Here is a 26284-nt window from a genome sequence, read left to right as displayed (position 1 = left end):
ACAAGACGCACGCCGCCCGCATCGCGCGAGTATAGCAACGATTGACGGCGGAAAATGCCGCTGCGGATACCGGGAACAGGGGAGCAATGAACGTGCCGCCGGGCCGGAGAGGCCACGGCGGCGGTGGGGACCGCGAATTTATTGCTTCGGGCGCTTGAGCAGCGGCGCGAGGTATTTGCCGGTGAAGCTGGCCTTGGTTTTCGCGACCTGCTCGGGCGTGCCCTGGGCGATGATCTGCCCGCCGCCCGCGCCGCCCTCCGGCCCGAGGTCGATGACCCAGTCGGAGGTTTTGATGACGTCGAGGTTGTGCTCGATGATGACGACCGTGTTGCCCTGGTCGCGCAGCCGGTGGATCACCTCGAGCAGCAGCGCGATGTCGTGGAAGTGCAGGCCGGTGGTCGGCTCGTCGAGGATGTAGAGCGTGCGGCCGGTGTCGCGCTTGGACAGCTCCAGCGAAAGCTTGACGCGCTGCGCCTCGCCGCCCGACAGCGTGGTGGCCGATTGGCCGAGCCGGATGTAGCCCAGGCCCACGTCGAGCAGGGTCTTGAGCTTGCGCGCCACCACCGGCACCGCGTTGAAGAACGTGTAGGCGTGCTCGACCGTCATGTCGAGCACTTCGCTGATGTTCTTGCCCTTGTACAGCACTTCGAGCGTTTCGCGGTTGTAGCGCTTGCCGTGGCAGACATCGCACGGCACGTAGACATCGGGCAGGAAGTGCATCTCGACCTTCAGCACGCCGTCGCCCTGGCAGGCCTCGCAGCGCCCGCCCTTGACGTTGAACGAGAAGCGGCCCGGATCGTAGCCGCGCTCCTTCGAGGCCGGCACGCCCGAGAACAGCTCGCGGATCGGCGTGAACAGGCCCGTGTAGGTGGCCGGGTTCGAGCGCGGCGTGCGGCCGATCGGCGATTGATCGACGTTGATGACCTTGTCGAAATGCTCGAGGCCCTCGATCGATTCGTACGGCGCCGGCTCGGCCGACGAGCCGTACAGGTGGCGCGCGACGGCCTGATAGAGCGTGTCGTTGATCAGCGTGGACTTGCCCGAACCGGACACGCCGGTGATGCAGGTCAGCAGGCCCACCGGCAGGTCGAGCGAGACGTGCTTGAGGTTGTTGCCGTGCGCGTCGCCGATCCGCAGCATGCGGTCCTCGTCGGGCGCCATGCGCTCGTCGGAGTATTCGATGAACTTCTTGCCGGCCAGATACTGGCCCGTCAGCGAGGCCGGGTTGGCCTGCACCTGCTTCGGCGTGCCTTCGGCGATCACCACGCCGCCGTGCTCGCCGGCGCCCGGCCCCATGTCGACCACGTAATCGGCCGTGCGGATCATGTCCTCGTCGTGCTCCACCACGATCACCGAGTTGCCGAGATCGCGCAGGTGCTTGAGCGTGGCGATCAGGCGATCGTTGTCGCGCTGGTGCAGGCCGATCGACGGCTCGTCGAGCACGTACATGACGCCCGTGAGGCCGGAGCCGATTTGCGAGGCCAGCCGGATGCGCTGCGCCTCGCCGCCCGACAGCGTTTCGGCGCTGCGTTCGAGCGACAGGTAATCGAGGCCCACATTATTGAGGAAGGTGAGCCGCGCGACGATTTCCTTGATGACCTTGTCGGCGATCTCGGCCTTCGAACCGTCGAGCTTGAGGCCGTCGAAATAGCCGAGCGTGTCGCGCAGCGGCCAGCCGCTCACTTCGAAGATGCCGCGCGCCTGCTCGCCCGAGCCGATGCGCACGAAGCGTGCCTCGCGGCGCAGGCGCGTGCCGTCGCAGGCCGGGCACGGCTGGTTGTTCTGGTATTTGGCCAGTTCCTCGCGCACCGCGGCCGAATCGGTCTCGCGGTAGCGGCGCTCCAGGTTCGGGATGATCCCCTCGAACACATGCTCGCGGATCGTCGTGCGACCGCGCTCGTTGATGTACGAGAACGGGATTTCCTGCTTGCCCGAGCCGTACAGCAGGATCTTGCGCACCTTTTCGGGCAGATCCTCGAAGGCAGCGTCGATATCGAACTCGTAGAACGCCGCCAGGCTTTGCAGCATCTGGAAGTAGAACTGGTTGCGCCGGTCCCAGCCCTTGACCGCGCCGGCGGCCAGCGACAGCGACGGATGCGCCACCACCCGCTTCGGGTCGAAGAACGTGATCTGGCCGAGGCCGTCGCATTCCGGGCAGGCGCCCATCGGGTTGTTGAACGAGAACAGGCGCGGCTCGAGTTCCTGCAGCGAATACGAGCAGATCGGGCAGGCGAACTTCGAGCTGAACAGGTGTTCGTGATCGGTATCCATCTCGAGCGCGATCGCGCGGCCGTCGGCCAGGCGCAGCGCCGTTTCGAACGATTCGGCCAGACGCTGCTTCATGTCCGGGCGCACCTTCAGGCGGTCGACCACCACGTCGATGGTGTGCTTGTCGTTCTTCTTGAGCTTCGGCAGCGATTCGACCTCGTAGATCTTCGCCACGCCCTCGTTGGCCGTGCCGCCGCCCGAGCGCACCCGGAACCGCACGAAACCGTGGGCCTGCATCTCCTCGAACAGCTCCGCGTGCTCGCCCTTGCGGTTGGCGACCACCGGCGCGAGGATCATCAGCTTGGTGTCTTCCGGCAACGCCAGCGCCGCATCGACCATCTGCGAGACGCTTTGCGCCTGCAACGGGATCTCGTGATCGGGGCAGTAGGGCGTACCGACGCGTGCGTACAAAAGTCGCAGGTAGTCGTGGATTTCCGTGACGGTGCCGACGGTCGAACGCGGGTTGTGCGACGTCGCCTTCTGCTCGATCGAAATCGCCGGGGACAAACCCTCGATCAGGTCGACGTCGGGCTTCTCCATCAACTGAAGAAACTGCCGCGCGTAGGCGGACAGGCTTTCGACGTAGCGCCGCTGCCCTTCCGCATAAAGGGTGTCGAACGCCAACGACGATTTGCCCGATCCCGACAGCCCCGTGATGACCACCAGCTTGTGGCGGGGCAGGTCGAGATTGACGTTCTTCAGGTTGTGGGTGCGTGCCCCACGGATACGGATCTGTTCCATGAACCTGGCGAAAGAGGAGGAAACCAAACCTGCTACTATAACGGCTTTTCGAGACCGTCGTTTCGGGCTCCCGGCTCTCGTTTCGCCTGCCGCGCAGGTGTTTCGGAGCACGCGCTGCGCAGCTTGCGGCGCAGGCGAGGCAACCTGGCGGCGCGACTCGGAGCCGGCCTTATCCCCGCCGCCCGCCTATCGGGCGGATGCCCGCTCAAATCGACCCGCTTCCCCCGATGTCCAATCCGTCCGCTTCCTCCGCTCGCATGAGCGCGCCCGAAATGCGCGCGACCGCCTCGCTTGCCGCGATCTTCGCGCTGCGCATGCTGGGCCTGTTCATGATCATGCCGGTGTTTTCCGTCTACGCGAAAACCATCCCCGGCGGCGACAACGTGCTGCTCGTCGGCCTCGCGCTCGGCGCCTACGGCGTCACGCAATCGATGTTCTACATCCTTTACGGCTGGGCATCCGACCGTTTCGGCCGCAAGCCGGTGATCGCGTTCGGCCTGCTGGTATTCGCGCTCGGCGCGTTCATCGCCGCGTTTGCCCACGACATCACGTGGATCATCGTCGGCCGGGTCGTGCAGGGAATGGGGGCGGTATCGTCGGCGGTGCTGGCGTTCATCGCCGATCTGACCTCGGAGCGCAACCGCACCAAGGCGATGGCGATGGTCGGCGGCTCGATCGGCGTGTCGTTCGCGGTGGCGATCGTGGGTGCGCCGATCGTGTTCCATTGGGTCGGCATGAACGGGCTGTTTACGATCGTCGGCGTGCTCTCGCTGCTGGCGATCGGCGTGGTGTTCTGGGTGGTGCCCGACGCGCCTCAGCCGCCGGTGCACGTGAAGGCGCCGTTCGCCGAGGTGCTGCGCAACACCGAGCTGCTGCGCCTGAATTTCGGCGTGCTGGTGCTGCATGCCACGCAAACCGCGCTGTTCCTCGTCGTGCCGCGCCTGCTGGTCGACGCCGGGCTGCCGGTGGCCTCGCACTGGCAGGTTTACCTGCCGGTGATGGGGCTGGCCTTCGTGGCGATGGTGCCGGCCATCATCGTGGCCGAGAAGCGCGGCAAGATGAAGCCGGTGCTGCTCGGCGGCATCGCGTCTATCCTGATCGGCCAGTTGTTGCTCGGCTCGACCCCGCATACGATAGTGATCGTCGCGGCGGTGCTGTTCGTGTACTTCCTCGGCTTCAACATTCTCGAGGCCTCGCAGCCTTCGCTCGTGTCCAAGCTCGCACCGGGTTCGCGCAAGGGCGCGGCCACCGGCGTCTACAACACCACGCAATCGATCGGCCTGGCGCTGGGCGGCGTGGTGGGCGGCTGGCTGCTGAAGACGGGCGGGGCGAACGAGGTGTTCTATACGTGCTCTGCCCTGGTTGCGGTCTGGCTTATAATCGCCGCCAGCATGAAACAGCCGCCGCGCAAGGCCTGACGGGCGTCGCGCGGCGCCTGTTTCGCCGGCCGCCGCGTGGGTTTCGCGCCGGCCGGTTTCGAATCTTTTGGAGAAATACATGGCATCCGTCAACAAGGTCATTCTCGTCGGCAACCTCGGCGCCGACCCCGAAGTGCGTTACCTGCCGAGCGGCGATGCCGTGGCGAACATTCGTCTTGCCACCACCGATCGCTACAAGGACAAGGCAAGCAACGAATTCAAGGAAGTGACCGAGTGGCATCGCGTGGCGTTCTTCGGCCGTCTGGCCGAGATCGTCAACGAGTACCTGAAGAAGGGCTCGGCGGTGTACATCGAAGGACGCCTGCGTACCCGCAAGTGGCAAGGTCAGGACGGCCAGGATCGCTACTCCACCGAAATCGTCGCGGACCAGATGCAGATGCTCGGCGGCCGTGGCGGCGCGGGTGGTGGCGGCGGTGGTGGTGACGATGGCTACGGCGGCGGTGGTGGTGGCGGTTATGGCGGTGGCAGTGGTGGCGGCAGCCGCGGCGGCGACATGGAGCGCGGCGGTGGCGGTGGCCGTGCATCCGGTGGTGGTGGCGGTGCGCGCAGCAGCGGCGGTGGTGGCGGTGGTGGTTCGAGCCGTCAGAGCCAGCCGCCGTCGGGCGGCGGTTTCGACGAGATGGACGACGATATCCCGTTCTGATCGGCAACTCGCCATCTGTTGTAGAAAGGCCTCGATTGCGCATCGAGGCTTTTTTTATTGCCTGCCGTGACGTCGCTGCACCTTCCTCAAGCCGACGACGGTGCCTTCAAGATCCGCCACAGCGTCGTGCGTCCGATCCCGAGCGCCCGGCTCGCCGCGGCGCGATTGCCGCCATGCGCCGCGAGCGCCTGCTCGATGTCCTCGCGCGTGACCGGCGCTGGCCGAGCCTGAACCCCGTCGCGCGTCGCGTCCTCTTCATGCTCCGGCGATAACGGCCCATCCTCCGCCCCGAACTCCGGAAAAATCTCGGCCAACAACGCCGACATCGACGCATCCCCTTCATCCCCCTCGGCAAACAGCGCCGCCCGCGCCAGCAGGTTCTCCAGCTCCCGCACGTTCCCCGGCCACGCGTAACGCACGAAATACGGCGCGAACCACGCGAGCACGCGCTCGACCGAGCCCGGCGCCAACGCGTAACGCGCGGCCGTCGCCCGCAACAGGTGCCGCGCGAGCGCCGCGATATCCTCCCGCCGCTCGCGCAGCGCCGGCAGCGCGATATTCAGCAGGTTGAGCCGGAAATACAGATCGGCCCTGAAGCTCCCCTCCGCCACCATCGCGCGCAAATCGCGGTGGGTCGCGGCGATCACGCGGATATCCACCGGCGTCGCGCGGCTCGCACCGAGCTTCATCACTTCGCGCTCCTGCAACACGCGCAGCAGCCGGCTTTGCAGCGCGGCCGGCATCTCGCCGATCTCGTCGAGGAACAGCGTGCCGGTGTGAGCCGTCTCGATCAGGCCCGGCTTGCCGCCGCGTCGCGCGCCGGTGAACGCGCCTTCCTCGTGGCCGAACAGCTCGCTCTCGATCAACCCGTCGGGCAGCGCGGCGCAGTTGAACGCGACGAACGGATTGCCGCGCCGCGAGCTTGCGTTGTGGATGCCCTGCGCGACCAGCTCCTTGCCGGTGCCGCTTTCCCCGGTCAACAGAACCGTGGCGTCGTGCCGGGCGCTGATCGTCGCGAGCCGGCGCACGCGCGTCATGGCGGCCGATTCGCCCACCAGGTCGCCCAGCTCGTAGCGGGCCACCAGATGGCGCGGGCGCTGGGTCGTGCGCAGCGAGCGGTCGATGCGCTGCGCGACGAGCGCGTCCTGCACCGTCACGACCGTTCCCGAGCGCACGCCCTGCTCGACGATCGGCACGCCGCCGACGATCAGCGAACGTCCGCCGATCTGCTGGATCCGCTCGTCGACGGGCGCGTCGCTGCTGGCCACCTCGCGCAGCAGCGGGCCGACCGCGCGTTCGAGCTGCGCGGCCACGTCGCTGCCGCGATCGAGGTTCAGCAAGTGGAGCATCGCCGGGTTCACGGCTTCGAGCTGCCCGGCATCGTCGAACGCGGCCACGCCGTCGCGCAGGTGCGAAACGATGGTGTTCAGGCGTACCCGCTTCGATTCCTTCTGACGGCTCACGCGCGCCAGTTCGACCGAGCGCTCGAACGCCTCGCCCACCGCGCCGAGCGAGTACAGGAACACGCTTTCGAGGCCGGCCGCCTGCGCCAGATCGCAGGCCATGCCCGGCCCGATGATCACGCGGCAGCCCGACGCGGCCAGCGTTTCGACGGCGGTGCGCACCTCGTCGACGGTGCGGTAGGCGCGCTGCGTCAGGCGCAGCTTGAGCCACGCGCCGAGGTCGGCCAACTCGTGCGACATGCTCTCGTGCAGCACCAGCCCGATCGCTTCGCCGGGCCAGGTGGCGTTGGCGTGCGTGATGGCCGCGAGCACGTCGAAGCCGTTCACGCGCACGACCACCACCGGCACGTTCAGGTTGTCGCGCAGATACGCGCCGTTCGAGCCGGCGGCCAGCACGACATCCACCGTGCCGGCCTCGATGGCCGGCTGCAAGGCCGCGACGGCGTTGCCATAGCCCTCGCGGATATAGATCAGGCGCGCCTGATCGTCGTAGCGCGGCGCGACGGTCGCGAACAGATGCTGCAGGCGGCTGATGCTGACGAGCGCGATGGCCGGTCGGCCCTGGCGCGGGGGCGAATTGGGCGAGGACATGGGCGTGACGGCGAAATGAAGGTGGAACGTTCGTGAAACGTTTCGATGCGCTCGAAAACGTTTCGCGGATTTTGCCATGAAACGCATCGAGCGAAATCCGGTCGCCATTCGCTGCCGTCAGGCCCCGCCAGGTCGCTTCCCGCCGTGCTCCACGCCGAAACACGCCATTGGCACGTTTTTCGCAATCACAGGCCGGACCAACCCACCTTCATCATCAGGAACTTGCCATGTCCTCCTCCGCAAACGTGCGACGCGCCGCGTTCCGCACCAAGGTCAACGAACGCCGCGGCCTGCTCGTGCCGGGCGCCTTCAACGCGATGAGCGCGCGCGTCATCGAGGATGCCGGTTTCGAGGCGCTGTACCTGACGGGCGCGGGCGTCACCAACATGTCGTTCGGCCTGCCGGACCTCGGCTTCATCGGCCTGAGCGACATCGCCGAACACACCGCGCGGGTGCGCGATGCGGTCGACCTGCCGCTGATCGTCGATGCCGACACGGGCTTCGGCAACGCGCTGAACGTGCGTCACACGGTTCGCACGCTGGAGCGCAGCGGCGCGGACGCGATCCAGTTCGAGGATCAGGTGATGCCGAAGAAGTGCGGCCATTTCAACAACAAGGAAGTGATCGGCCGCAGCGAGATGGTCGGCAAGATCCGCGCGGCGGTGGATGCGCGCGACGACGCCAACCTGCTGATCATGGCGCGCACCGACGCGGCGGCCGTGCACGGCATCGAGGACGCCATCGAGCGCGGCCACGCGCTGATCGAGGCCGGCGCGGACATCCTGTTCATCGAGGCGACCGAGCGGCTGGAGGACATCGAGCGCTTGCCGAAGCTGATCGACGCTCCGCAGCTCATCAACATCGTGATCGGCGGCAAGACGCCGGTGCAGTCGCGCGACACGCTGGCCGGCCTCGGCTACGCGCTCGTGCTGTACGCGAACGCGGCGCTGCAAGGCGCGCTGGTCGGCATGCAGCGCGCGCTCGGCCAGTTGAGCGCCAACGGCCGGCTCGACGAGGATCCGTCGATCGTCGCGCCGTTCGCCGAGCGCCAGCGCCTCGTCAACAAGCCGTTCTACGACCAGCTCGATCGCGAGTACGCCCCGAAGGGCTGAACTCGACGATCCGGAGCACATATAAGAGGAGACAACATGACGAACCTGCGGGATCTTGAGATCGGCGCTGCGCCCGGTACGGCGGCGCACGCGACAGCGGCCGCATCGGCGCCGGCCCCGACGATCCGCTCGATCGTCGGCGGCCTGGCCGGCAACCTGATCGAGTGGTACGACTTTCTCGCGTACAGCATCTTTTCGATTTACTTCGCGAAGGCGTTCTTCCCGAGCGACAAGCCGACAGTACAACTGATGAATACCGCGGCGATCGCGGCGGTGGGCTACGTGGCGCGGCCGCTGGGAAGCTGGCTGGTCGGGCTGTATGCCGACCGGCACGGGCGCAAGAAGGCGCTGACCTGGTCGGTGACGGCGATGTGCGTGGGTTCGCTGATGATCGCCGTGACGCCCGATTACGCGACGATCGGCGTGCTCGCGCCGCTCGTGCTGATCGCGGCGCGGCTGTTGCAAGGCCTCAGCATGGGCGGCGAATACGGCACCAGCGCCACGTACCTCAGCGAAATCGCGCCGCCGAACCGGCGCGGCTTCTATCTGGGCTTCCTGCAGGTCAGCGTGGTGGCGGGGCAACTGGTGGCGCTCGCGCTGATGCTCGTCATGCAGAACCTGCTGATGAGCGGCGCGCAGATCGAACGCTGGGGCTGGCGCGTGCCGTTCCTGATCGGCGGCGCGCTCGCCTTGTTTGCGCTGTACATGCGCCGCAACGTGACCGAATCGGATGCGTTCCGCCGCGCCGCGCGCGAGGGCGGCCCGTCGGTGGCGCGGCAGTTGCTCGATCATTGGCCGCAGATCCTGCTGGCGATCGGCATCACGATCGGCGGCACGGTGGGCTTCTACACGTTCACCGTGTACATGCAGAAATACCTCGTGAACACGGTGGGCCTGACGAAGGAAACCTCCACGCTGGTGTCGGCCGCCGCGCTGCTGCTCTACATGCCGTTGCAGCCGCTGTTCGGGCTTGCATCCGATGTGTTCGGGCGGCGCGCCGTGCTGATCTGCTTCGGCCTGTCGACGACGCTGTTCTCGGTGCCGCTGTTTACGGCGCTGAGTCACACGCACAGCGCGCTGATCGCATTCCTGCTGTCGTTCGCGGGGCTCGTGATGTTGAGCGGCTTCACGTCCGTGCACATGCTGGCGAAAACCGAGCTGTTCCCGGTGCGGATTCGTGCGCTCGCGGTGGGCCTGCCGTACGCGCTGACCACGGCGATCCTCGGCGGCACCACGGAATTCGTCGCGCTGCGGTTCAAGGCGAGCGGCCACGAACAGTACTTCTACTGGTACGTGACGGCCTGCGCGGCGATCTCGTTGATCGTCTATTTGCGCATGCCGGAAACGCGTGTCAGGCAGGCCGCTGCCTGAGGGCAAACCGAATGGGCATCCGAGCGCCGGGCCGGTTTGCCGCATCGTTTGGGCGCGCCGGAAGACCGGCGTGATTGCATCGGTCTCCGAAACAAGCTCGTGGTGCCGTACGGACGTGCGGCGTCACGCCGATGTTGTTTCGTTCTCCATCACAATATTTTCGACTCTGATCCGTCATCACGGGCAGGGCATGCTGCCCTCCCGATTCGAGGCCCGGCGGCTCCGGTCGGGAAACGATAAAATGCCGCTCTGCCGTCCGCCCTGGACGCAGCGACACTACCGCGTGGCGATCCTGCGCGAGCCGTGTCGAATCGCGCACGCTACCCGGAAACGTCGTCATGGAATATATCGATAGCCTGCGTATCTTCTGTTCGGTCGTCGAGGCGCGCGGCTTTACCCGTGCCGCCGACATGCTCGGCCTGTCCACCCCGGTCGTGTCGCGTGCGATCGCCGCGCTCGAGAAACGGCTCGGCGTTCGCCTGTTCAATCGCACCACGCGGCAGATCTCGCTGACCGAAGCGGCCGAGCAGTTCTACGAAGGTTGCGTGCGCGTGATCGCCGATCTCGATGCGCTGGAAGAGGGCGCATCCACGCAGGCACGCGAGCCCACCGGCGTGCTGCGCGTGATCTCGCACGCAACGGCGACCATGCACCGGCTGCAGCCGCTGATCGCCAGCTACAAGCTCAAGTATCCGAAGGTGAACATCGACGTGACGCTGGCCGAACGGCCGGTCGATCTGGTTGCGGAAGGCTACGACATCGGCCTGCTGCTGCCGTTCATGCTGACCTCGGACACCGTCGTCACGCGCCTGATGGAGCTGATCCCGTTCGAACTGGTGGCCTCGCCCGATTACCTGGCGCGCCATTCGGCGCCCACCCACCCGTCGCAGATCGCCGACCACCTGGTGGTGGCGTTCTCCACCTCGATACGCAAGCCCGAGCTGCGCTTCGGCGTCGACGGCGAGACGCTGACGGTGCCGTTCCGCTATGAGATCGAATCGAACAACGCGCCGTTCAATCTCGGCATGGTGCTGCAAGGTTTCGGGATCGGCATGCTGCCCAGTTCGGTGGTGGCGGCCGACCGCGAGGCGGGCCGGCTGGTGCCGGTGCTGCCGGACTATTCGCTGGTCGACATGGGCGCAGAGATCCGGCTTGCTTACAGTTCCCGTACATTGATGCCGGCCAAAGTCCGCAGCTTCATCGAGCATACGGTCGCGTTCTTCGAAACCGCGTCGCCGCCCGTCCCGCGCTGAGCCTTTCCAGGCGGGCGTTTCGCCCAAATTCATCCGGATCAAATGGCGTGCCTCGGGGCCGCGAGCGTCGTGAACGTATTAAATGCTTGCCGGGTCGATTCTTGTCGCGACAGTGATAATTGATTGCTTTCCATGGCATTGCTGACCCGGCCCCTCATCTCTAGTCTGTGCGCATGCACAGAGAATCTTCCGAAACAGACCATTGTTTTGCGATGCGTCAGGCCGCGCGACATGTCTCGCGGTTTTACGAGCTGTATCTGTCGCAAGCCGGCGTCACGCTTTCGCAGTTCTGCATCCTCCGCTCGCTCGGCGATTCGGTGAGCACCACGATGGCGGAGCTGGCGCGCGCCACGGCAACCGACCGCACGACGCTGGTTCGCACGCTGAAACCGTTGCTGGGCGCGGCGTTGATCGTTCAGGCGCCGAGCGAGGGCGCGCGTCGGCAGCGGTTTGCGCTGACGCTCGAAGGGCAGCGCAAGCTGGGCGACGCGATGCGTCATTGGCGTGCCGCGCAGGCCGTGTTCGAGAGCCGGTTCGGCTTGCGGCGCGCGCAGGCGCTCGATGTCGAACTGTTTGCCGCAGCACGCGAATGCGTGCCCGGGGGAGCGCCTGCATGAAACCGTTGCAATTGCCGCCGCAGGCGCTGACCGTGCCGGCCGACGAATTCGGCGCGAGCCTCGGCTACCTGCTCACGCAAACCCACGCGCGCCTCGCGCTGCGAATCAACCAGCGCGCGCAGGCCGAACTCGGCGTGACGGGCGTGCAGGGCAAGATGCTGTACCTGCTGGCCGCCGGCCGTTGCGAGACGGCCGCCGATCTCGCCCGCGACTGCTGCGTGGACGCCAGCGCGATCACGCGCGTGCTCGACCGCGTCGAAGTGCGCGGGCTGCTGACCCGGGAGCGCGATCGCGACGATCGACGCATCGTGCGGCTGGTGCCGACCGAAACGGGCCGCGCGCTCGCCGAGGCGATGCCGGCGCTCTATGCCGGCGTGATCGACGAAGCGCTCGTGGGCCTGGTGCCCGAGGAAGTCGGCTCGTTGAAGCGGATGCTGCACCGCATCCTCGAAAACGGCGTTTGAGCTTGCGCGCGGTGCGTATTGGGTCCTCGTCGTGCGTCCTATTAGTTGTCTAGTCCATCAATCCAGGGGAGCTGTTCTTATGAAACTCGTTACAGGCACGACGGTGCGCCGCGGAGCCGCACGATGAGCGCGCGGGCCAAGCCGATGCCGCTGCGCGCGATCCGCGCGGCGGCGCTGTCGGCCGTTGCCGCGTTCGCCCTGGCCGGTTGCGCCAACTACATCGGCATCCACAGCGACAAGCAGATCGAGCCGGCCTCGCAACTCGAAGCGACCCAGAGCCTGCCCGCCGAGGGCGGCCAATGGCCGACGCTCGATTGGGCGCAGCAGTTCGGCGATCCGCAACTGCCGCAACTGATCGCCGAGGCGCTCGACGGCAACCCGACTATCGCGCAGGCACAGGCGCGGCTGGCCAAGGCGTCGTCGTATATCGAGACGTCGCGCGCGGCGCTGATGCCGAAGGTCGAGGGCAGCTATTCCTGGACGCGCGAACTGTATTCGGGCAACGGCCTGTATCCGCCGCCCTATGGCGGCAGCTGGTACAGCGAGAACAACGTGCTGGCGAGCGCGACGTGGGAGCTTGACCTGTGGGGCAAGAACCGTCAGCGGCTGCGCTCGGCGGTGTCGCAGCAGCGGGCGGCGCAGGCCGAATTCCAGCAGGCGCGCGTGACGCTCGCCGTGTCGGTCGCGCGCAGCTACAACCAGCTCGCGCAGCTCTATGCACTGCGCGACATCGCCCAGCGCGAGATCGACAACCGCCAGACGGTCGGCAAGATCACCGAAGGGCGCGTGGGCGCGGGCCTCGACACCAACGTCGAGCGGCAGACCGCGCGCGGCAACGTGGCGACCAGCCAATCCTCGCTGTCCGATCTCGACGGCCAGATCACCGTCACCCGCTATCAACTGGCGGCGCTGCTCGGCAAGGGCCCGGACCGCGGCCTGAAGATCGCCGTGCCGGTGCTGAAGCCGGGCGGGGCGGTCGATCTGCCCGGCAACATTCCGGCCGACCTGGTGGCGCGCCGGCCCGACCTGGTGGCCGCGCGCTGGCAGGTGGAAGCGGCGATGCACGACGTGAAGGAGGCGAAGGCCGAATTCTTCCCCGACGTGAATCTCGCGGCGGGCTTCGGTTTCGATGCGTTCGGCTGGGGCCAGTTCTTGAAATTCGCGAGCCGCCAGGCGCAGTTCGGGCCGGCCGTGCACCTGCCGATCTTCGATGCCGGCGCCTTGCGCGCGCAGTTGAAAGGGCGCTACGCCGATTTCGATCTGAACGTCGCGAACTACAACCAGACGCTGATCGGCGCGCTCAACGACGTGGCCACGCAGGTGGCGACGATCCGCTCGATCGACCGGCAGATGGGCGATGCGCAGCGCGCGCTGGACGCCTCGGCGCGCGCCTACGATCTCGCCGTGGTGCGCTACAAGGCCGGCCTCGCGCCGCAGTTGCTGGTGCTCAGTGCCGACGTCAACCGCCTGAGCGCCGAGCAGACCGTCACGAACCTCGTGATGCGCCGCCGCGACATGCAGATCGGCCTGATCAGCGCGCTGGGCGGCGGCTTCGACGCAAGCGGTTCGCCGCTCGCCGCGCCGGATGCGGCGTCGGCCCCGGCCCCCGCCGCCGCGCCCGTCACGGCAGCATCGGCCCCGGCCGCCGGCTGAGTTTCCCGCAGTTCCAGTTCCAATTCGAATCGACAAGCAGAGCCCGTCGCGCCGCAGCGCGGCGTGACGGGCGCAGACGGAGAACCTCGCGATGAGCGAACCCCAGCAACAAGCCGCGGCGCCCGCCGCGCAGAACGGCAAGCGCAAGCGGATGATGGCGCTGCTCGCCGTCGTGGTCGTGATCGCCGCTGTCGCCTACGGCCTTTACTACTTCCTGGTCGCGCGCTTCCATGAAGACACCGACGACGCCTACGTGAACGGCAACATCGTGCAGATCACGCCGCAGGTCACCGGCACCGTGATCGCGGTCAACGCCGACGACACGCAATCGATCAGTCAAGGCGAGCCGCTCGTCAAGCTCGATCCGGCCGACGCGGCGATCTCGCTGCAATCGGCCGAGGCGAACCTCGCGCAGACGGTGCGCCGCGTGCGCGGCATGTACGCCGATGACGACCAGTTCCGCGCCCAGGTCACGCAGCGCGAATCCGATCTGTCGAAGGCGCAGGACGACCTGCGCCGCCGCGTCGCGGTCGCGCAGACGGGCGCCGTCTCGCAGGAAGAAATCTCGCACGCCCGCGACGCCGTGAAAGCCGCGCAGGCTTCGCTCGACGCCACCAAGCAGCAGCTCGCGGCGAACGTGGCGCTGACCGCCAACACCACCGTCAGCAACCATCCGGACGTGCTGGCCGCCGCCGCGCGCGTGCGCGACGCCTATCTGGCGAACGCGCGCAACACGCTGCCGGCGCCGGTCACGGGCTACGTGGCGAAGCGCTCGGTGCAGGTCGGCCAGCGCGTCTCGCCCGGCACGCCGCTGATGTCGGTGGTGCCGCTCGGCCAGATCTGGGTGGACGCGAACTTCAAGGAAGTGCAACTGACGCACATGCGCATCGGCCAGCCGGTCGAGGTGACGGCCGACGTGTACGGCTCGTCGGTCAAGTATCACGGCAAGGTGGTGGGCTTCTCGGCCGGCACCGGCTCGGCGTTCTCGCTGCTGCCCGCGCAGAACGCCACGGGCAACTGGATCAAGGTGGTACAGCGCCTGCCGGTGCGTGTCGCGCTCGATCCCAAGGAGCTCGAACAGCATCCGCTGCGCATCGGCCTGTCGATGCAGGTCGACGTGAACATCCAGGACGAGAGCGGCGGCCAGTTGGGCGGCGTGCAGAACACCGTCTACCAGACCGACGTGTTCGCGAAGTACGGCGACGAGGCCAATGCCGAAATCGCCCGTATCATCGCGGAGAACGCGGCCGGCGGCCCGGGCCGCCCGGCGGCTGCGCCGGCCGCGGCCGCCGCCACGGCGCACCGCAAGCCGCTCGCCTGAGGCGGGATGGCTGACGGCAACCACCGGACGACTCGATGAATGCTCCTTCCTCTCCCGGTCCGCTGACAGGCGGCAAGCTCGCGCTCGGCACCGTGGCCGTGTCGCTCGCGATGTTCATGAACGTGCTCGATTCGTCGATCGCGAACGTCGCGATCCCGACCATTTCGGGCGACCTCGGCGTGTCCGTCGATGAAGGCACGTGGGTGATCACGATCTTCGCGGCGGCCAACGCCGTGTCGATTCCCCTGACCGGCTGGCTCGTGCAGCGCTTCGGCCAGGTACGCCTGTTCGTCACCGCGATCCTGTTGTTCGTGCTGTCCTCGTGGCTGTGCGGGCTGGCTCCGAACCTGCCGTTCCTGCTCGGCGCGCGAATCTTGCAGGGCGCCGTGGCGGGGCCGCTCGCGCCGCTCTCGCAGGCGCTGCTGCTCGGCGCGTGGCCCAAGCAGAAATCGTCCACGGCGCTCGCGCTGTGGGGCATGACCACGCTGGTCGGGCCGATCGCCGGGCCGTCGCTCGGCGGCTGGATCACCTACGACTACAACTGGTCGTGGATCTTCTACATCAACATCCCGGTCGGCATCTTCGCGGCGGCGGTCACCTGGTCGATCTTCCGCGATCGCGAATCGGTCACGCGCAAGCTGCCGATCGACACGGTCGGGCTGATCGCGCTGATCGTCTGGGTCGGCTCGCTGCAGGTGATGCTCGACAAGGGCAAGGATCTCGACTGGTTCGGTTCGCCGTTCATCGTCGGGCTCGGGGTGGTCGCGGCGATCGGCTTCGCGTTCTTCGTGATCTGGGAGCTGACTGCGAAGAACCCGGTGGTGGATCTGCGGCTGTTCAAGCAGCGCAATTTCGCGGGCGGCACCGTGGCGCTGTCGGTGGCCTATGCGATGTTCTTCGGCACGCTGGTGGTGCTGCCGCAGTGGATGCAGGAATCGCTCGGCTACCGCGCCGTGGATTCGGGGCTGACCACCGCGCCGCTCGGCGTGTTCGCGATCGTGCTGACGCCGTTCATCGGGCGCATCCTGCCCAAGAGCGACGCGCGCGTGATCGCGACGATGGCCTTCGTGCTGTTCGCGGGCGTGTTCTTCATGCGCACGCGCTTCTACACCGACGTGTCGAATTGGGACCTCGTGCTGCCCACGCTGCTGCAGGGCATTCCGATGGCGTTGTTCTTCGTGCCGCTCACGTCGATCATCCTGTCGGGGCTGCCGCCCGAGAAGATCCCGGCGGCGGCCGGCCTGTCGAATTTCGCGCGGATGTTCTGCGGCGCGGTGGGCACCTCGCTGATCGGCAACCTCTGGAACAACCGCACGGTGCTGCATCACGAGCGGCTGACCGAGCAGGCCAACGCGACCAATCCGATCTACAACCAGTCGATCGATTCGATGCAGTCGTCGCTGCATGTGGGCAGCGACACGGCGCATGCGCTGTTCAATCTGTCGGTGGACGGGCAGGCCCTGGTGATGGGGCTCAACGACGTGTTCTTCATCTCGTCGGTGATCTTCATCCTGATCATTCCGCTGATCTGGATCACCAAGCCGGTACGCCAGGCCAAGGGCGCACCGGCGGCGGATGGCGGCGGCGCGCACTGAGCGTCACGGCATGAAAAACGGCCCGCAGCGTTTCGGCTGCGGGCCGTGGTCGTTTCAGAAGCGTTCCAGCACCGAATGCCAGAGCATGCCAAGTTCGAGCGCCGGCTGCCGCCACGCCGGGCCGCCCGGAAAGCGCCGGTGCCGCAGCCGCGCGAACAGGTCGAACATCGTGCGTTCGCCGGCGATCGCGCGCGCCACGGCGCGGCCTGCGATGCCCGTCAGCGCCACGCCGTGGCCGCTGAAGCCCTGCAGATAGAAGTAGTTCGGATCGAGCGCGCCGATGTCGGGCGCGCGGTTGCGCGTGACGTCGACGAAGCCGCCCCAGCGGTAATCGATGCGCGCGTCGGCCAGTTGCGGGAACACTTCGATCATGCGCGCGCGGATCGACGCCGAGAGCTGCTCGGGCGCCGCACCGGCCGAGGTGGCGCGGCCGCCGAACACCATCCGGTGATCGGCCGACAGCCGGTAATAGTCGAGGAACACGTTGTTGTCGCAGGCGGCCTCGCGGCCCGGCATCAGGGCATCGGCGCGTGCCGCGCCGAGCGGCTCGGTGGCGATGAGGTAGGACGGCACCGGGCCGATGCGCGCCTCGATCGGCTCGGGCAGGAAGCCGCCGGGGCCGGCGTTGACGCATGACACCACGAAGCGGCAGCGCACCTCGCCCGAACGGGTGCGCACCACCGGCCGTTCGCCGCGCACGACGCCGGTGACGGCCGAATGCGCGAACAGTTGCGCGCCCTCGCGGCGCGCCGCGTCGGCGAGGCCCAGGCAGTACTTGAGCGGATGCAGGTGGCCCGACAGCGGATCGTGCACGCCGGCCAGATAGAGGCGCGAGGCGACGCGCGCGCGGATCGCGTCGGTGTCGAGCCAGGTGAGGGCGGGGTGGCCCCAGCGCTGCGTCGCGGCGTCCATCCAGGCGCGCAGTTCGGGCACGCGGCGCGGCTTGGTGGCGAGCGTCAGGTAGCCGCGCGTGAAGTCGCACGAGATGCCGTAGCGGGCGATCCGCTCGGCGATCAACTCGACGCCGTCGAACGAGAGCCGCCATGCGGCGCGTGCGCCGTCGTCGCCGAGCTGGCGTACGATTTCGTGGTCGTTCGCGAAGCCGCCGATCACCTGCCCGCCGTTGCGGCCGGAGGCGCCCCAGCCCGGGCGGTAGGCGTCGAGCACCACGACGCTCAGGCCCGCCGCGCGGCAATCGAGCGCGACCGACAGGCCCGAGAAGCCCGCGCCGATCACGCACACGTCGGCGTCGAGCGTGCTGTCGAGCACAGGATCGTCGGCGGCCGGGCGGGTGGCGGTGGCTTCGTAGTACGAATCACGCGCGAGCGTGTCCGCATGCTGGAGGAAGGTCGGTGTCATGGGTGGGGATCGTCTCACGCGACGCGGCGTCCGGCAATCTGGCCGATTGTCGGGGTGGGGGACTGGATCAGGTCGGTAGCGAGTCGCGATGCGGTTCCTGACCATGTGCGGCTCGGCATGCGGGCCGGGCGAGGATTTCAAACGTGCGCGGGCGGAACGCACGGATGCCGGGCGCAGACGTAAAAGCGGCGCTCACCGCACGCCGTATCGGCGCTAATGCCGTCGTCGCATCTCGTCAGGCATCCTGCACATCGCCCCGAAGGCCATCCCGCCTGCAACGATCGGCGTGTGGCGTACGATGCGCGAACGGCCTTCGGTATCGCGACGCATCGGGCGTTCGCCGCGCGGCCCGGCGATCGTCTACCATCGCAGCAGCGGGGCCGGTGCGGCACGCGACATCCACGACCTGGAGATCCCATGCAAATCCTGCGTTTCCTGACGACCGGCATGCTGCTCGGCGCGCTGGCCAGCGTGGCGGCTCATGCGGAGACGGCGAAGCTCGTCGCCAACCTGCAGCCGTCGAGCGAAGTGCCGCCCACCGCCACGCGCGGCTCGGGCACGCTCGATGCCAGCTTCGACACCAGCACCCACACGCTGGTCTGGACCGTGACCTACGGCGGCCTGAGCGGCCCGGCGACCGCCGCGCATTTCCACGGCCCCGCGCCGGTCGGCCAGAACGCCGGCGTGCAGGTGCCGATCGCGAAAGAGGCGCTCGCGAGCCCGATCAAGGGCTCGGCCATGCTCGACGACCGCCAGGTGACCGAGCTGATGGCCGGCAAGTGGTACTTCAACATCCACACCCAGGCGCATCCGACGGGCGAAATCCGCGGGCAGATCGAGCCGGCGAGCTGAACGCCGGCACGCGAAATTGCTCAAGCAAGCCCCCACCACACAGCAAGGAGAACCGATGAGCTGGCAGTCCGAACTGGCGTGCTGGATATTGCGTCGGCGGGTGCGGCCGAAGACGCTGTCGCCCGTGATCGACGTGGCGCATGCGCGCGATCTGGCCGAGCGTCGGCGGCCGTTCCCCACGCGCGTGCCGGCCGGTTGGCGGCTGCGCGAATGCTATGCGCAAGGCGGTGCGCCGCGCGACCCGTTGCGCGGCGAATGGCTCGAACCGGTGGGCACGGCGGCCTCGGCTTCATCACCGACGCTGCTGTATTTCCACGGCGGCGGCTATTACTTCTGCACGCCGGCCACGCACCGCCCGCTCGTGTTCGCGCTGGCCTCGCGGGCCAACGCGCGCACCTTCTCGTCCGACTACCGGCTCGCGCCCGAGCATCCGTTTCCGGCCGCGCATGACGATGCGCTGGCGGCTTACACGGCGCTGCTCGACTCGGGCATCGATCCGGCCTCGATCGTGGTGGCCGGCGACTCGGCCGGCGGCGGCCTCGCGCTGGCGCTGCTGGTGGCGTTGCGCGATCGCGGCGCGCCGTTGCCGGCCGGCGCGGTGCTGTTCTCGCCGTGGACCGACCTGGCGGCAACCGGCGCGACGCTGGTGACCAACGACGGTGCCGATCCGATGTTCGCGGGCGCCGCGCTGGGCCGTGCCGCGCGCCTGTATGTGGGCGACGCCAGCGCCACCGATCCTTATGTATCGCCGCTCTACGCCGACGCGGCCGGGTTGCCGCCGCTGCTGATCCAGGCCGGCAGCACCGAAGTGCTGCTCGACGATTCGCGCCGCTTCGCCGAGCGTGCGCAGGCGGCCGGCGTCGAGGTCGAGCTGCAGGTGTGGCCGCGCATGCCGCACGTCTGGCAGATGGCCGTGCCGTACGTACCCGAGTCGGGCCGCGCGCTCGACGACGCGGCCGCGTTCGTGCGCCGCGTGACGTCGCGCCGCCCGCAGCAGGTTCAGGTCGCGATCGCCTGATAGGCGGCCTCCACCGCCGGCAGTCCGTACTTGCGTTCGAGCCGGCGTACCGCGAAGTGGCCGTGCGCCGCCTGCTGGAAGTGATCCATGAACAGCGTGTTGACGGTCGCGCCGAGCACCGCGCCCAGCGCCGGGATCGACTTGGCGGCGATCTGCTCGGTGACCTGCGCCGAGAAGCGCGAGGCGATCACTTGCACGAGCCGCAGCAGCGCGGCCGAGCCATGCGTCGCGAAGCCCTTCGAGGCGATCTCCGACGACGCCTTCGACACCGCCTGCGCCAGCGCGCCGCGCAGCACGAAATAGCCGAAATCGGCGTCGCGCTCGGCGTCCGGATCCACCTCGCCGCCTTGCCTGCCAGCCGCCGTACCGGCGTTCGCGAAGCCGCCGCCCATGCCGAGCACGGCCAGACACTGCAACTGCGTGTCGATCGAGGCCAGATCCTCGCCCTCGCTGCGCGCAATGTCGCAGATCGAGCGGAACATCAGCGTGGTGGTGACAGGCAGCTCCACCGGCAGCGCGAACAGCCCGAACGCGCCGCCCGCCGCCCCGGTGGTGGCCACGGCCAGCTTGTGCAGGAAATTGCTGGGCTTGTCGGACGTTTCCCCGATGCTTGCCACGCCACTCGACCTGCCGAGCGTGCGCAGCGCCAGTTGCAGGCACTTGCGCAGCGCCAGCTCGGTCGCGTCGTTGATCTTGTCGGTGGCGAAGCCGGGCAGCCGCGCGATCATCTTCTCGATCGGCGCACCCACCACGCTGGTCAGCTTCATCGTCAGCGACGGGCTTTCGAGCGCCAGTTTCGCGCGCCGCAGCGTGTCGAGATCCTCGGGCGACAGTGTCGAATCGACAGGGTGAAAAATCGGTTCCATATCCCTCCAACGGGGTGCCTGATGCGTTCGCGGGGCCATCTGCGTCTGCGTAGCCTACCGCATGCATGGTAGTATCTCGAAATTGTTGACTCATCAAACGTTGCGTGAGCAAAAGATGGCCGTCCATACCCGAGCCCACCATTCGAGCGGGCAAGTCCTGCCCTTCCGCGAATCCCTGCTAGCCATGCTGGGCGTGTCGTTCGTCACGATGCTGGTCGCCTTCGACCAGACCGTGGTGGGCACCGCCTTGCCGACCATCGTCGCCGAGTTGCGCGGCTTCGATCTGTACGCCTGGGTCGCCACCTCCTACCTGCTGACCTCGGTGATCACCGTGCCGATCTTCGGCCGGCTCGGCGATTACTACGGCCGCAAGCCGTTCGTGATCGCCTCGATCGTGGTGTTCACGGCGGCCTCAATGCTGTGCGGGATGGCCGGCAGCATGACCTTCCTGGTGTTCGCACGCGTGTTGCAGGGCATCGGCGGCGGCATGCTGGTGGGCACCGCGTTCGCCTGCGTGCCCGACCTGTTCCCCGATTCGATGGTGCGGCTGCGCTGGCAGGTGCTGATGAGCACGGCGTTCGGCATCGCCAACGCGATCGGCCCGTCGCTCGGCGGCTTCCTCACGCAGTTCTGGGGCTGGCGCTCGGTGTTCTACGTGAACCTGCCGTTCGGGCTGCTGTCGCTGTATTTCGTGATCCGCTACCTGCCGCACCTGCGTCACGCCAAGCACGAGGGCAAGATGCGGCTCGACTGGCCCGGCGCGCTGCTGATCGCGGTGGTGCTCGGTTCGCTGCAACTGTTCGTCGAATGGCTGCCCAAGCGCGGCTTTTTCGGCTGGCCGGCGGTGCTGCTGCTGATCGCGGTGGCCGGTGGCTTCGCTTTGTGGCGCTGGGAAAAGCGCTGCCCGCACGCGCTGCTGCCGCTCGACATGTTCGCGAACCGCTCGCTCGCGATGCTGTTCTCGCTGGCGATCCTGGCGGGCTTCTCGATGTTCTCGCTGCTGTTCTTCGCGCCGCTGCTGTTCCAGGGCGGCTTCGGCATGTCGCCGAAGGCGGCCGGCGTGGTGATCACGCCGCTGGTGGTGTTCATCACGATCGGCAGCATTCTCAACGGCCGCATCGTCACGCGCATTCCGAACCCGAACGCGATGCTGCCGGCCGGCTTCGCTCTGCTCGCGGTGGCCTGTGCGGGCGTGGCGCTGTCGTCGCACACCACGCCGCAGGGGCTGCTGCTGGCGGTCATGGTGGCGGGCGGGATCGGCCTGGGCTTCGTGCTGCCGAACCTGACCGTGTTCGCGCAGCAGACAGCCGGGCGCGAGCATCTGGGCATCGCCACCGCGCTGCTGCAATCGCTGCGCATGGTTGGCGGTATGATCGGCACCGCGCTGACCGGCACGCTGGTCAATCAGATGTACGCCGGCGGCGTGCGCGATGCGCTCGGCAGCGATCGCGCGATGCAGTGGTTCGGGCAACTGTCCGACCCGCAGATCCTGATCGATCGCGCCGCGCAAACGCGCGTGGTGGCCGAACTCGTGCAGCAGGGCCACCCTGGCCCGCTGCTGCTCGAAACCGCGCGCACCTCGCTGGTCGGGGCCATCCATCTCGGCATCGCGGTCGCCGCCGTGGTGGCCGTGCTGTCCGTCTGGCAGAGTTGCCGCGTGCCGCCGATCCGGCTGCGCAGCAAGATCGAACCGACCGTCGTCGCCGAATGAGCGGCGGGGTCGACGAATCAACCGAATCCACCGTTACTGTCGTTCGATACATGGAAGCTCAAGACCGCGTCGCGATTCTTCAACAATTCGGCCGCACCTATCGCGCGTTCCTGTCCGCCTTCGAGGCGCATGTCGGCCAGCCGATGCCGCGCTGGCGGATTCTGATCGCGCTGCATAACGAAAACGGCATGGCCTCGCAGAAGCGGCTCGTCGAGCTGGTGCGCACCGATCCGGGCGCGCTGACGCGTCAATTGAAATCGATGGAGGCGCTCGGCTGGATCGCGCGCGCGCCGGACCCGCGCGACAACCGCGTGACCAACGTCACGTTGACGGCGGACGGGCGCGCCGTGTTCGACGAATGCATGCCGCGCCGCGTGGCGTTTCTCGACGAAACGATGTCGGCGCTGCCCGACGAGGCGCTCAATGCGCTGTCGGGCGCGCTGGCGATGCTGGAGGCGCGGATTGCGGAAGTGGGCGCCGCGCCGGGGGTAGGGCAGGCCGATGCGCCGGAGTCCGGCACCGTGCCGGCCGCACCCGGAGCGAATCCGGCGGCTTGAGTTGGGCGAGGTGCGAGGTGCGAGGCGCGACGGTGCAGAGCACGCCGCATTCCACCCCGCCGTGTCAAAGCTCGATGCGCGTGCCCAGCAGCTTGAGGAATTGCGCGAGCCACGCCGGGTGGGCGGGCCAGGCCGGCGCGGTGACGAACGGCGCGTCGGTCACGGCCGCATCGACCGGAATGTCGGCGTATTCGCCGCCCGCCATCCGCACTTCGGGCGCGCAGGCCGGATAGGCCGAAATCTTCTTGCCGCGGATCACGTCGGCGGCCGCCAGCAGTTGCGCCGCATGGCAGATCGCCGCCACGGGCTTGCCCGCTTCGACGAACGCGCGCACCAGCGCAATCACCTTGGGATCGAGACGCAGATATTCGGGCGCACGGCCGCCCGCGATCGCGATGGCGTCGTAGCGCGCCGCATCGACCTCGTCGAAGCTCGCGTTCAGCGTGAAGTGGTGACCGGGCTTTTCCGTGTAGGTCTGGTCGCCCTCGAAATCGTGGATCGCCGTCTTGATCTTGTCGCCGGCGCGCTTGCCGGGGCACACCGCATGCACGGTATGGCCGACGGCCTGCAGCGCCTGGAACGGCACCATGGTTTCGTAGTCTTCGGCGAAATCGCCGGTGAGGAAGAGGATCTGCTTGGCTGCCATCATCTGCTCCGCGAGTTGAAGACGAGCGGGCAGTGTACGCCTCGCGCCGGGGCGGCGTCGTGACGGGCCGCCACCCTGGCGCGCGCTCAATGCGAGTGCGGGCGCCGGGGCAGCCGGGCGGGGCTCAGAAGTACGTTTCGATCACGTCGGTCACGCGGTAATCGCCGTCGACCACCAGGATCTGCCGCCATTTGTCGAACGTCAGGCACGGATGCGAGATGTCGAACGCGATCATGTCGCCCACCTTCACGTCCGCGCCCGGCGCGATCTTCAGGTAGGCGTGCTGGTCCATCATGCCCGTCACTTCCCAGCCGTCGGCCGGCGTCACGGCGCGCGGCGCGGCCTCGGTGCCGGGGCGGTAGTGGCGCGCCGGCTCCGGGTAGCCCGCGTCGAACGCCGCGTCGCGCTTGCCGAGCGCGACGATCGCGCGATCCGGCTCGGGAATCGACTGCACGTAGGCCCACAGTTGCAGCGCCGGCTTGAGCGCCTCGCCCATCCGCTTGGCCACCGGGTTGCGCGCGAGGATGTCGTTCTGCGCCTTGCGGTAGATGCCGACGTCGTGCGTCAGGTAGCAGCCCGGGCGCAGCACCACGTCGATCACGCCGTCGGCCTGGGCCTGCGCGAATTCGTCGGCCACCACGTCGTACCAGGCCGAACCCGCGCCCGACAGCACAGCCGGCGAGCGCGCGAAACGGCCTTCCGCCGCGAAGCCGCGTGCGAGCGCCACCGCGTCCTGCAGGAACGCGCGCACCTCGCCTTCTTCCTTGAGCACCCCTTCGTACACCTCGATGCCGGCCAGCTTGATGGTGTCGGCATGGCGCGCGATCGCCTCGAGCACGGCCGTGCGCTGCGCGGCGTCGCGCACGCCGGTGCGCCCGCCCGGCACGCCGAGTTCGAGCAGCACCTGCAGCGGCCGGTTGGCGGCGGCGAAGAAGCGGCCCAACTGTTCGACGTTCTCGGCCGAATCGACGATGCAGAAGAATTCGAAATCGGGGTCCGACAGCAGCTCGGCGATGATCGCCATGTTGTGCTTGCCGACCAGTTGATTGGCCATCAGCACGCGGTCGATGCCGCCGTGATACGCGGCGCGCGTCTGATGCGCGGTGGCCAGCGTGATGCCCCAGGCGCCCGTCTCGATCTGGCGGCGGAACAGTTGCGGCGCCATGGTGGTCTTGCCGTGCGGGGCCAGCTTCACGCCGTATTCGGCCACGAACGCCTGCATCCACTTCAGGTTGTGCTCGACGAGATCGGCGTACAGCACCGCCGCCGGCAGGCTGACGTCTTCCTCGAGCAGGTTCCATTCGAGCCGCGCGGCGTCCGACAACTGCACGCTCGCGCTCGGCACGCGGCCCAGGCCCTTACCGGTCGGTTGGATCGTGGCTTCCTGATAGTTTGTAACTTTCATCTTCGAGTGCTCCATCGTCTCGTCATGTTTGTATCGAAGTTGACGGCAGGATAGTACAGAAAGTAGCATCCGCCCGGTGATGTTATTTACTAACACGAACCCATTCTGCCATTGAACCGATGAATGCCGATTCGCGCCACGACGCCCGCGATTTCGCTGCGCCGCACCATGCCGCCGAGCCCCTCGCGGCCGAACCCGCCGTGCCGGCCACGGCCCAGCTCGCGTTCGATATCGTGGCACGGATCGCCGAGTGCGCGCCCGCGCTGCGCGACGCCGAACGCAAGGTGGCCGCGCGCATCCTCGACGACCTGACCGCCGCCGCGCATGCCAGCATCGGCGAGATCGCCGCGCAGGCCGAGGTCAGCGTGGCCACCGTCACGCGGTTCGCCAAGGCAGTCGGCTGTCGCGACGTGCGCGAACTGAAGCTGCGGCTCGCGCAGGCTGCCGCGGTGGGCCGGCGTTTCCTTGCGCCTCCCGGCGAGGGCGACGCCGCCGACGCGCGCGACGGCCTGCCGGCCTCGGGCGTCTCGCGCGTGTACGACGACGTGCGCGTGACGCTCGAACATCATCACGCGCTGCTGCGGCAAACCGCGTTCGACGCGCCGTCCGAGGCGCTGGCGCGCGCACGGATGATCTACGTGTTCGGGCAGGGCGGCGGCTCCACGGCGCTGGCCGACGAACTGCGCTTTCGGCTGGTGCGCTTCGGCCGCCCCGTCGCCAGCTACCAGGACGCGCTGCTGCAGCGCATGGTGGCCAGCACGGTCGACGAGGCCTGCGTGGTGGTGGCGCTGTCGGTCACCGGCCGCGTGCCCGAGCTGCTCGAAAGCTGCGCGCTGGCCAAGCGCTATGGCGCGCGCATCGTGGCGTTGACCGCGCCGGCCTCGCCGCTCGCGCAACTGGCCGACGACCTGATCCCGGTGGTCGCGTTCGAAACCGATTTCATCTTCAAGCCGTCCACCTCGCGTTACGCGATGATGATGGCGCTCGACGTGCTCGTCACCGAGGTCGCGCTGCGGCTCGGCGACGGCTGCCGCGAGACGCTGCGCCGCATGAAGCACGCGCTCGACGTGCATCGTGGCGGCGGAGACCGACAACCCCTCGGAGACTGACCTCGCCGCTCGCGCAACTGGCCGACGACCTGATCCCGGTGGTCGCGTTCGAAACCGATTTCATCTTCAAGCCGTCCACCTCGCGTTACGCGATGATGATGGCGCTCGACGTGCTCGTCACCGAGGTCGCGCTGCGGCTCGGCGACGGCTGCCGCGAGACGCTGCGCCGCATGAAGCACGCGCTCGACGTGCATCGTGGCGGCGGAGACCGACAACCCCTCGGAGACTGA

The 26284-nt window shown here is 67.9% G+C and carries 21 protein-coding genes and 1 pseudogene; 16 read left to right on the top strand and 6 right to left on the bottom strand.

From position 1 onward, the window contains the following. Positions 1-138: 138 nt before the first annotated feature. Positions 139-3009, bottom strand: a complete 2871-nt coding sequence (uvrA, locus tag AB4850_RS30340; RefSeq protein WP_414443101.1) for an excinuclease ABC subunit UvrA — start codon at positions 3007-3009, stop codon at positions 139-141. A 227-nt stretch (positions 3010-3236) separates the two neighbouring features. Here uvrA and AB4850_RS30335 point away from each other — a divergent pair, with 227 nt between their 5' ends. Further along, entirely contained in the window at positions 3237-4427 is a 1191-nt protein-coding gene (locus AB4850_RS30335) for an MFS transporter (RefSeq protein ID WP_414443100.1), read from the top strand. A gap of 79 nt (positions 4428-4506) precedes the next feature. Next, complete coding sequence (locus tag AB4850_RS30330) at positions 4507-5091, top strand: single-stranded DNA-binding protein (RefSeq protein ID WP_414443099.1); 585 nt, start codon at positions 4507-4509, stop codon at positions 5089-5091. 86 nt (positions 5092-5177) lie between these two features. Here AB4850_RS30330 and prpR read toward each other — a convergent pair whose 3' ends face one another. Beyond that, positions 5178-7145, bottom strand: a complete 1968-nt coding sequence (prpR, locus tag AB4850_RS30325) for a propionate catabolism operon regulatory protein PrpR (protein WP_414443098.1) — start codon at positions 7143-7145, stop codon at positions 5178-5180. Positions 7146-7372: 227 nt separating this feature from the next. Between prpR and AB4850_RS30320 the strand changes: the two genes are divergently transcribed. From AB4850_RS30320 to AB4850_RS30285, 8 genes are all read left to right on the top strand, one after another. Continuing rightward, entirely contained in the window at positions 7373-8257 is an 885-nt protein-coding gene (locus AB4850_RS30320; protein WP_414443097.1) for an isocitrate lyase/PEP mutase family protein, read from the top strand. A 36-nt stretch (positions 8258-8293) separates the two neighbouring features. Continuing rightward, the gene (locus tag AB4850_RS30315) at positions 8294-9628 is read left to right on the top strand and encodes an MFS transporter (RefSeq protein ID WP_414443096.1); all 1335 of its coding nucleotides are present in this window, start codon (positions 8294-8296) and stop codon (positions 9626-9628) included. 338 nt (positions 9629-9966) lie between these two features. Further along, complete coding sequence (locus AB4850_RS30310) at positions 9967-10881, top strand: LysR family transcriptional regulator (protein WP_414443095.1); 915 nt, start codon at positions 9967-9969, stop codon at positions 10879-10881. Between the two features lie 212 nt (positions 10882-11093). Next, entirely contained in the window at positions 11094-11498 is a 405-nt protein-coding gene (locus AB4850_RS30305; RefSeq protein ID WP_414443094.1) for a MarR family winged helix-turn-helix transcriptional regulator, read from the top strand. Continuing rightward, on the top strand, positions 11495-11962 hold the full coding sequence (locus AB4850_RS30300) for a MarR family winged helix-turn-helix transcriptional regulator (RefSeq protein ID WP_414443093.1): 468 nt from the start codon (positions 11495-11497) through the stop codon (positions 11960-11962). Before AB4850_RS30305 ends, AB4850_RS30300 begins: the two co-directional genes overlap by 4 nt. A gap of 123 nt (positions 11963-12085) precedes the next feature. Further along, positions 12086-13615, top strand: a complete 1530-nt coding sequence (locus AB4850_RS30295) for an efflux transporter outer membrane subunit (protein ID WP_414443092.1) — start codon at positions 12086-12088, stop codon at positions 13613-13615. Between the two features lie 91 nt (positions 13616-13706). Then, positions 13707-14936: an EmrA/EmrK family multidrug efflux transporter periplasmic adaptor subunit gene (locus tag AB4850_RS30290; RefSeq protein ID WP_414443091.1), complete on the top strand. Its 1230-nt coding sequence runs from the start codon at positions 13707-13709 to the stop codon at positions 14934-14936. Between the two features lie 35 nt (positions 14937-14971). Further along, positions 14972-16531, top strand: a complete 1560-nt coding sequence (locus AB4850_RS30285; protein WP_414443090.1) for a DHA2 family efflux MFS transporter permease subunit — start codon at positions 14972-14974, stop codon at positions 16529-16531. 54 nt (positions 16532-16585) lie between these two features. Here AB4850_RS30285 and AB4850_RS30280 read toward each other — a convergent pair whose 3' ends face one another. Then, a complete protein-coding gene (locus AB4850_RS30280; RefSeq protein ID WP_414443089.1) occupies positions 16586-17890 on the bottom strand; it encodes an NAD(P)/FAD-dependent oxidoreductase in 1305 nt (434 codons plus the stop codon). Positions 17891-18307: 417 nt separating this feature from the next. Between AB4850_RS30280 and AB4850_RS30275 the strand changes: the two genes are divergently transcribed. Continuing rightward, a complete protein-coding gene (locus AB4850_RS30275; RefSeq protein WP_414443088.1) occupies positions 18308-18742 on the top strand; it encodes a CHRD domain-containing protein in 435 nt (144 codons plus the stop codon). Between the two features lie 55 nt (positions 18743-18797). Further along, positions 18798-19760, top strand: coding sequence for an alpha/beta hydrolase (locus AB4850_RS30270; protein ID WP_414443087.1), 963 nt, complete (start codon positions 18798-18800; stop codon positions 19758-19760). Here the strand turns inward: AB4850_RS30270 and AB4850_RS30265 are convergent. After that, entirely contained in the window at positions 19742-20626 is an 885-nt protein-coding gene (locus tag AB4850_RS30265) for an EcsC family protein (protein ID WP_414443086.1), read from the bottom strand. The genes AB4850_RS30270 and AB4850_RS30265 overlap by 19 nt on opposite strands. 115 nt (positions 20627-20741) lie before the next feature. Between AB4850_RS30265 and AB4850_RS30260 the strand changes: the two genes are divergently transcribed. After that, the gene (locus AB4850_RS30260; RefSeq protein WP_414443085.1) at positions 20742-22337 is read left to right on the top strand and encodes an MFS transporter; all 1596 of its coding nucleotides are present in this window, start codon (positions 20742-20744) and stop codon (positions 22335-22337) included. A gap of 50 nt (positions 22338-22387) precedes the next feature. Beyond that, entirely contained in the window at positions 22388-22894 is a 507-nt protein-coding gene (locus tag AB4850_RS30255) for a MarR family winged helix-turn-helix transcriptional regulator (RefSeq protein WP_414443084.1), read from the top strand. A 64-nt stretch (positions 22895-22958) separates the two neighbouring features. Here the strand turns inward: AB4850_RS30255 and AB4850_RS30250 are convergent, their stop codons facing one another. Both AB4850_RS30250 and AB4850_RS30245 read right to left on the bottom strand, forming a co-directional pair. Beyond that, on the bottom strand, positions 22959-23540 hold the full coding sequence (locus tag AB4850_RS30250; RefSeq protein ID WP_414443083.1) for a DJ-1/PfpI family protein: 582 nt from the start codon (positions 23538-23540) through the stop codon (positions 22959-22961). A 124-nt stretch (positions 23541-23664) separates the two neighbouring features. Then, positions 23665-24945, bottom strand: coding sequence for an amino acid deaminase (locus tag AB4850_RS30245; RefSeq protein ID WP_414443082.1), 1281 nt, complete (start codon positions 24943-24945; stop codon positions 23665-23667). Positions 24946-25064: 119 nt separating this feature from the next. Between AB4850_RS30245 and AB4850_RS30240 the strand changes: the two genes are divergently transcribed. Beyond that, the gene (locus AB4850_RS30240; protein ID WP_414443081.1) at positions 25065-26054 is read left to right on the top strand and encodes a MurR/RpiR family transcriptional regulator; all 990 of its coding nucleotides are present in this window, start codon (positions 25065-25067) and stop codon (positions 26052-26054) included. A gap of 2 nt (positions 26055-26056) precedes the next feature. Beyond that, positions 26057-26284: pseudogene (locus tag AB4850_RS30235) on the top strand (transcriptional regulator); the annotation flags it as partial.

The sequence above is a fragment of the Burkholderia sp. 22PA0106 genome (assembly GCF_047497155.1).
In the GTDB taxonomy this organism is placed as follows: domain Bacteria; phylum Pseudomonadota; class Gammaproteobacteria; order Burkholderiales; family Burkholderiaceae; genus Burkholderia.
This window is presented reverse-complemented; position numbering and strand designations above follow the sequence as displayed.

Coding starts and splice junctions, on each gene's coding strand:
- AB4850_RS30305 (WP_414443094.1), top strand. CDS start 11,094: ATGCGTCAGGCCGCGCGACATGTCTCGCGGTTTTACGAGCTGTATCTG.
- AB4850_RS30330 (WP_414443099.1), top strand. CDS start 4,507: ATGGCATCCGTCAACAAGGTCATTCTCGTCGGCAACCTCGGCGCCGAC.
- AB4850_RS30295 (WP_414443092.1), top strand. CDS start 12,086: ATGAGCGCGCGGGCCAAGCCGATGCCGCTGCGCGCGATCCGCGCGGCG.
- AB4850_RS30320 (WP_414443097.1), top strand. CDS start 7,373: ATGTCCTCCTCCGCAAACGTGCGACGCGCCGCGTTCCGCACCAAGGTC.
- AB4850_RS30290 (WP_414443091.1), top strand. CDS start 13,707: ATGAGCGAACCCCAGCAACAAGCCGCGGCGCCCGCCGCGCAGAACGGC.
- AB4850_RS30250 (WP_414443083.1), bottom strand. CDS start 23,540: ATGGCAGCCAAGCAGATCCTCTTCCTCACCGGCGATTTCGCCGAAGAC.
- AB4850_RS30335 (WP_414443100.1), top strand. CDS start 3,237: ATGTCCAATCCGTCCGCTTCCTCCGCTCGCATGAGCGCGCCCGAAATG.
- uvrA (WP_414443101.1), bottom strand. CDS start 3,009: ATGGAACAGATCCGTATCCGTGGGGCACGCACCCACAACCTGAAGAAC.
- AB4850_RS30285 (WP_414443090.1), top strand. CDS start 14,972: ATGAATGCTCCTTCCTCTCCCGGTCCGCTGACAGGCGGCAAGCTCGCG.
- prpR (WP_414443098.1), bottom strand. CDS start 7,145: ATGTCCTCGCCCAATTCGCCCCCGCGCCAGGGCCGACCGGCCATCGCG.
- AB4850_RS30315 (WP_414443096.1), top strand. CDS start 8,294: ATGACGAACCTGCGGGATCTTGAGATCGGCGCTGCGCCCGGTACGGCG.
- AB4850_RS30270 (WP_414443087.1), top strand. CDS start 18,798: ATGAGCTGGCAGTCCGAACTGGCGTGCTGGATATTGCGTCGGCGGGTG.
- AB4850_RS30275 (WP_414443088.1), top strand. CDS start 18,308: ATGCAAATCCTGCGTTTCCTGACGACCGGCATGCTGCTCGGCGCGCTG.
- AB4850_RS30300 (WP_414443093.1), top strand. CDS start 11,495: ATGAAACCGTTGCAATTGCCGCCGCAGGCGCTGACCGTGCCGGCCGAC.
- AB4850_RS30255 (WP_414443084.1), top strand. CDS start 22,388: ATGGAAGCTCAAGACCGCGTCGCGATTCTTCAACAATTCGGCCGCACC.
- AB4850_RS30245 (WP_414443082.1), bottom strand. CDS start 24,945: ATGAAAGTTACAAACTATCAGGAAGCCACGATCCAACCGACCGGTAAG.
- AB4850_RS30280 (WP_414443089.1), bottom strand. CDS start 17,890: ATGACACCGACCTTCCTCCAGCATGCGGACACGCTCGCGCGTGATTCG.
- AB4850_RS30260 (WP_414443085.1), top strand. CDS start 20,742: ATGGCCGTCCATACCCGAGCCCACCATTCGAGCGGGCAAGTCCTGCCC.
- AB4850_RS30310 (WP_414443095.1), top strand. CDS start 9,967: ATGGAATATATCGATAGCCTGCGTATCTTCTGTTCGGTCGTCGAGGCG.
- AB4850_RS30265 (WP_414443086.1), bottom strand. CDS start 20,626: ATGGAACCGATTTTTCACCCTGTCGATTCGACACTGTCGCCCGAGGAT.
- AB4850_RS30240 (WP_414443081.1), top strand. CDS start 25,065: ATGAATGCCGATTCGCGCCACGACGCCCGCGATTTCGCTGCGCCGCAC.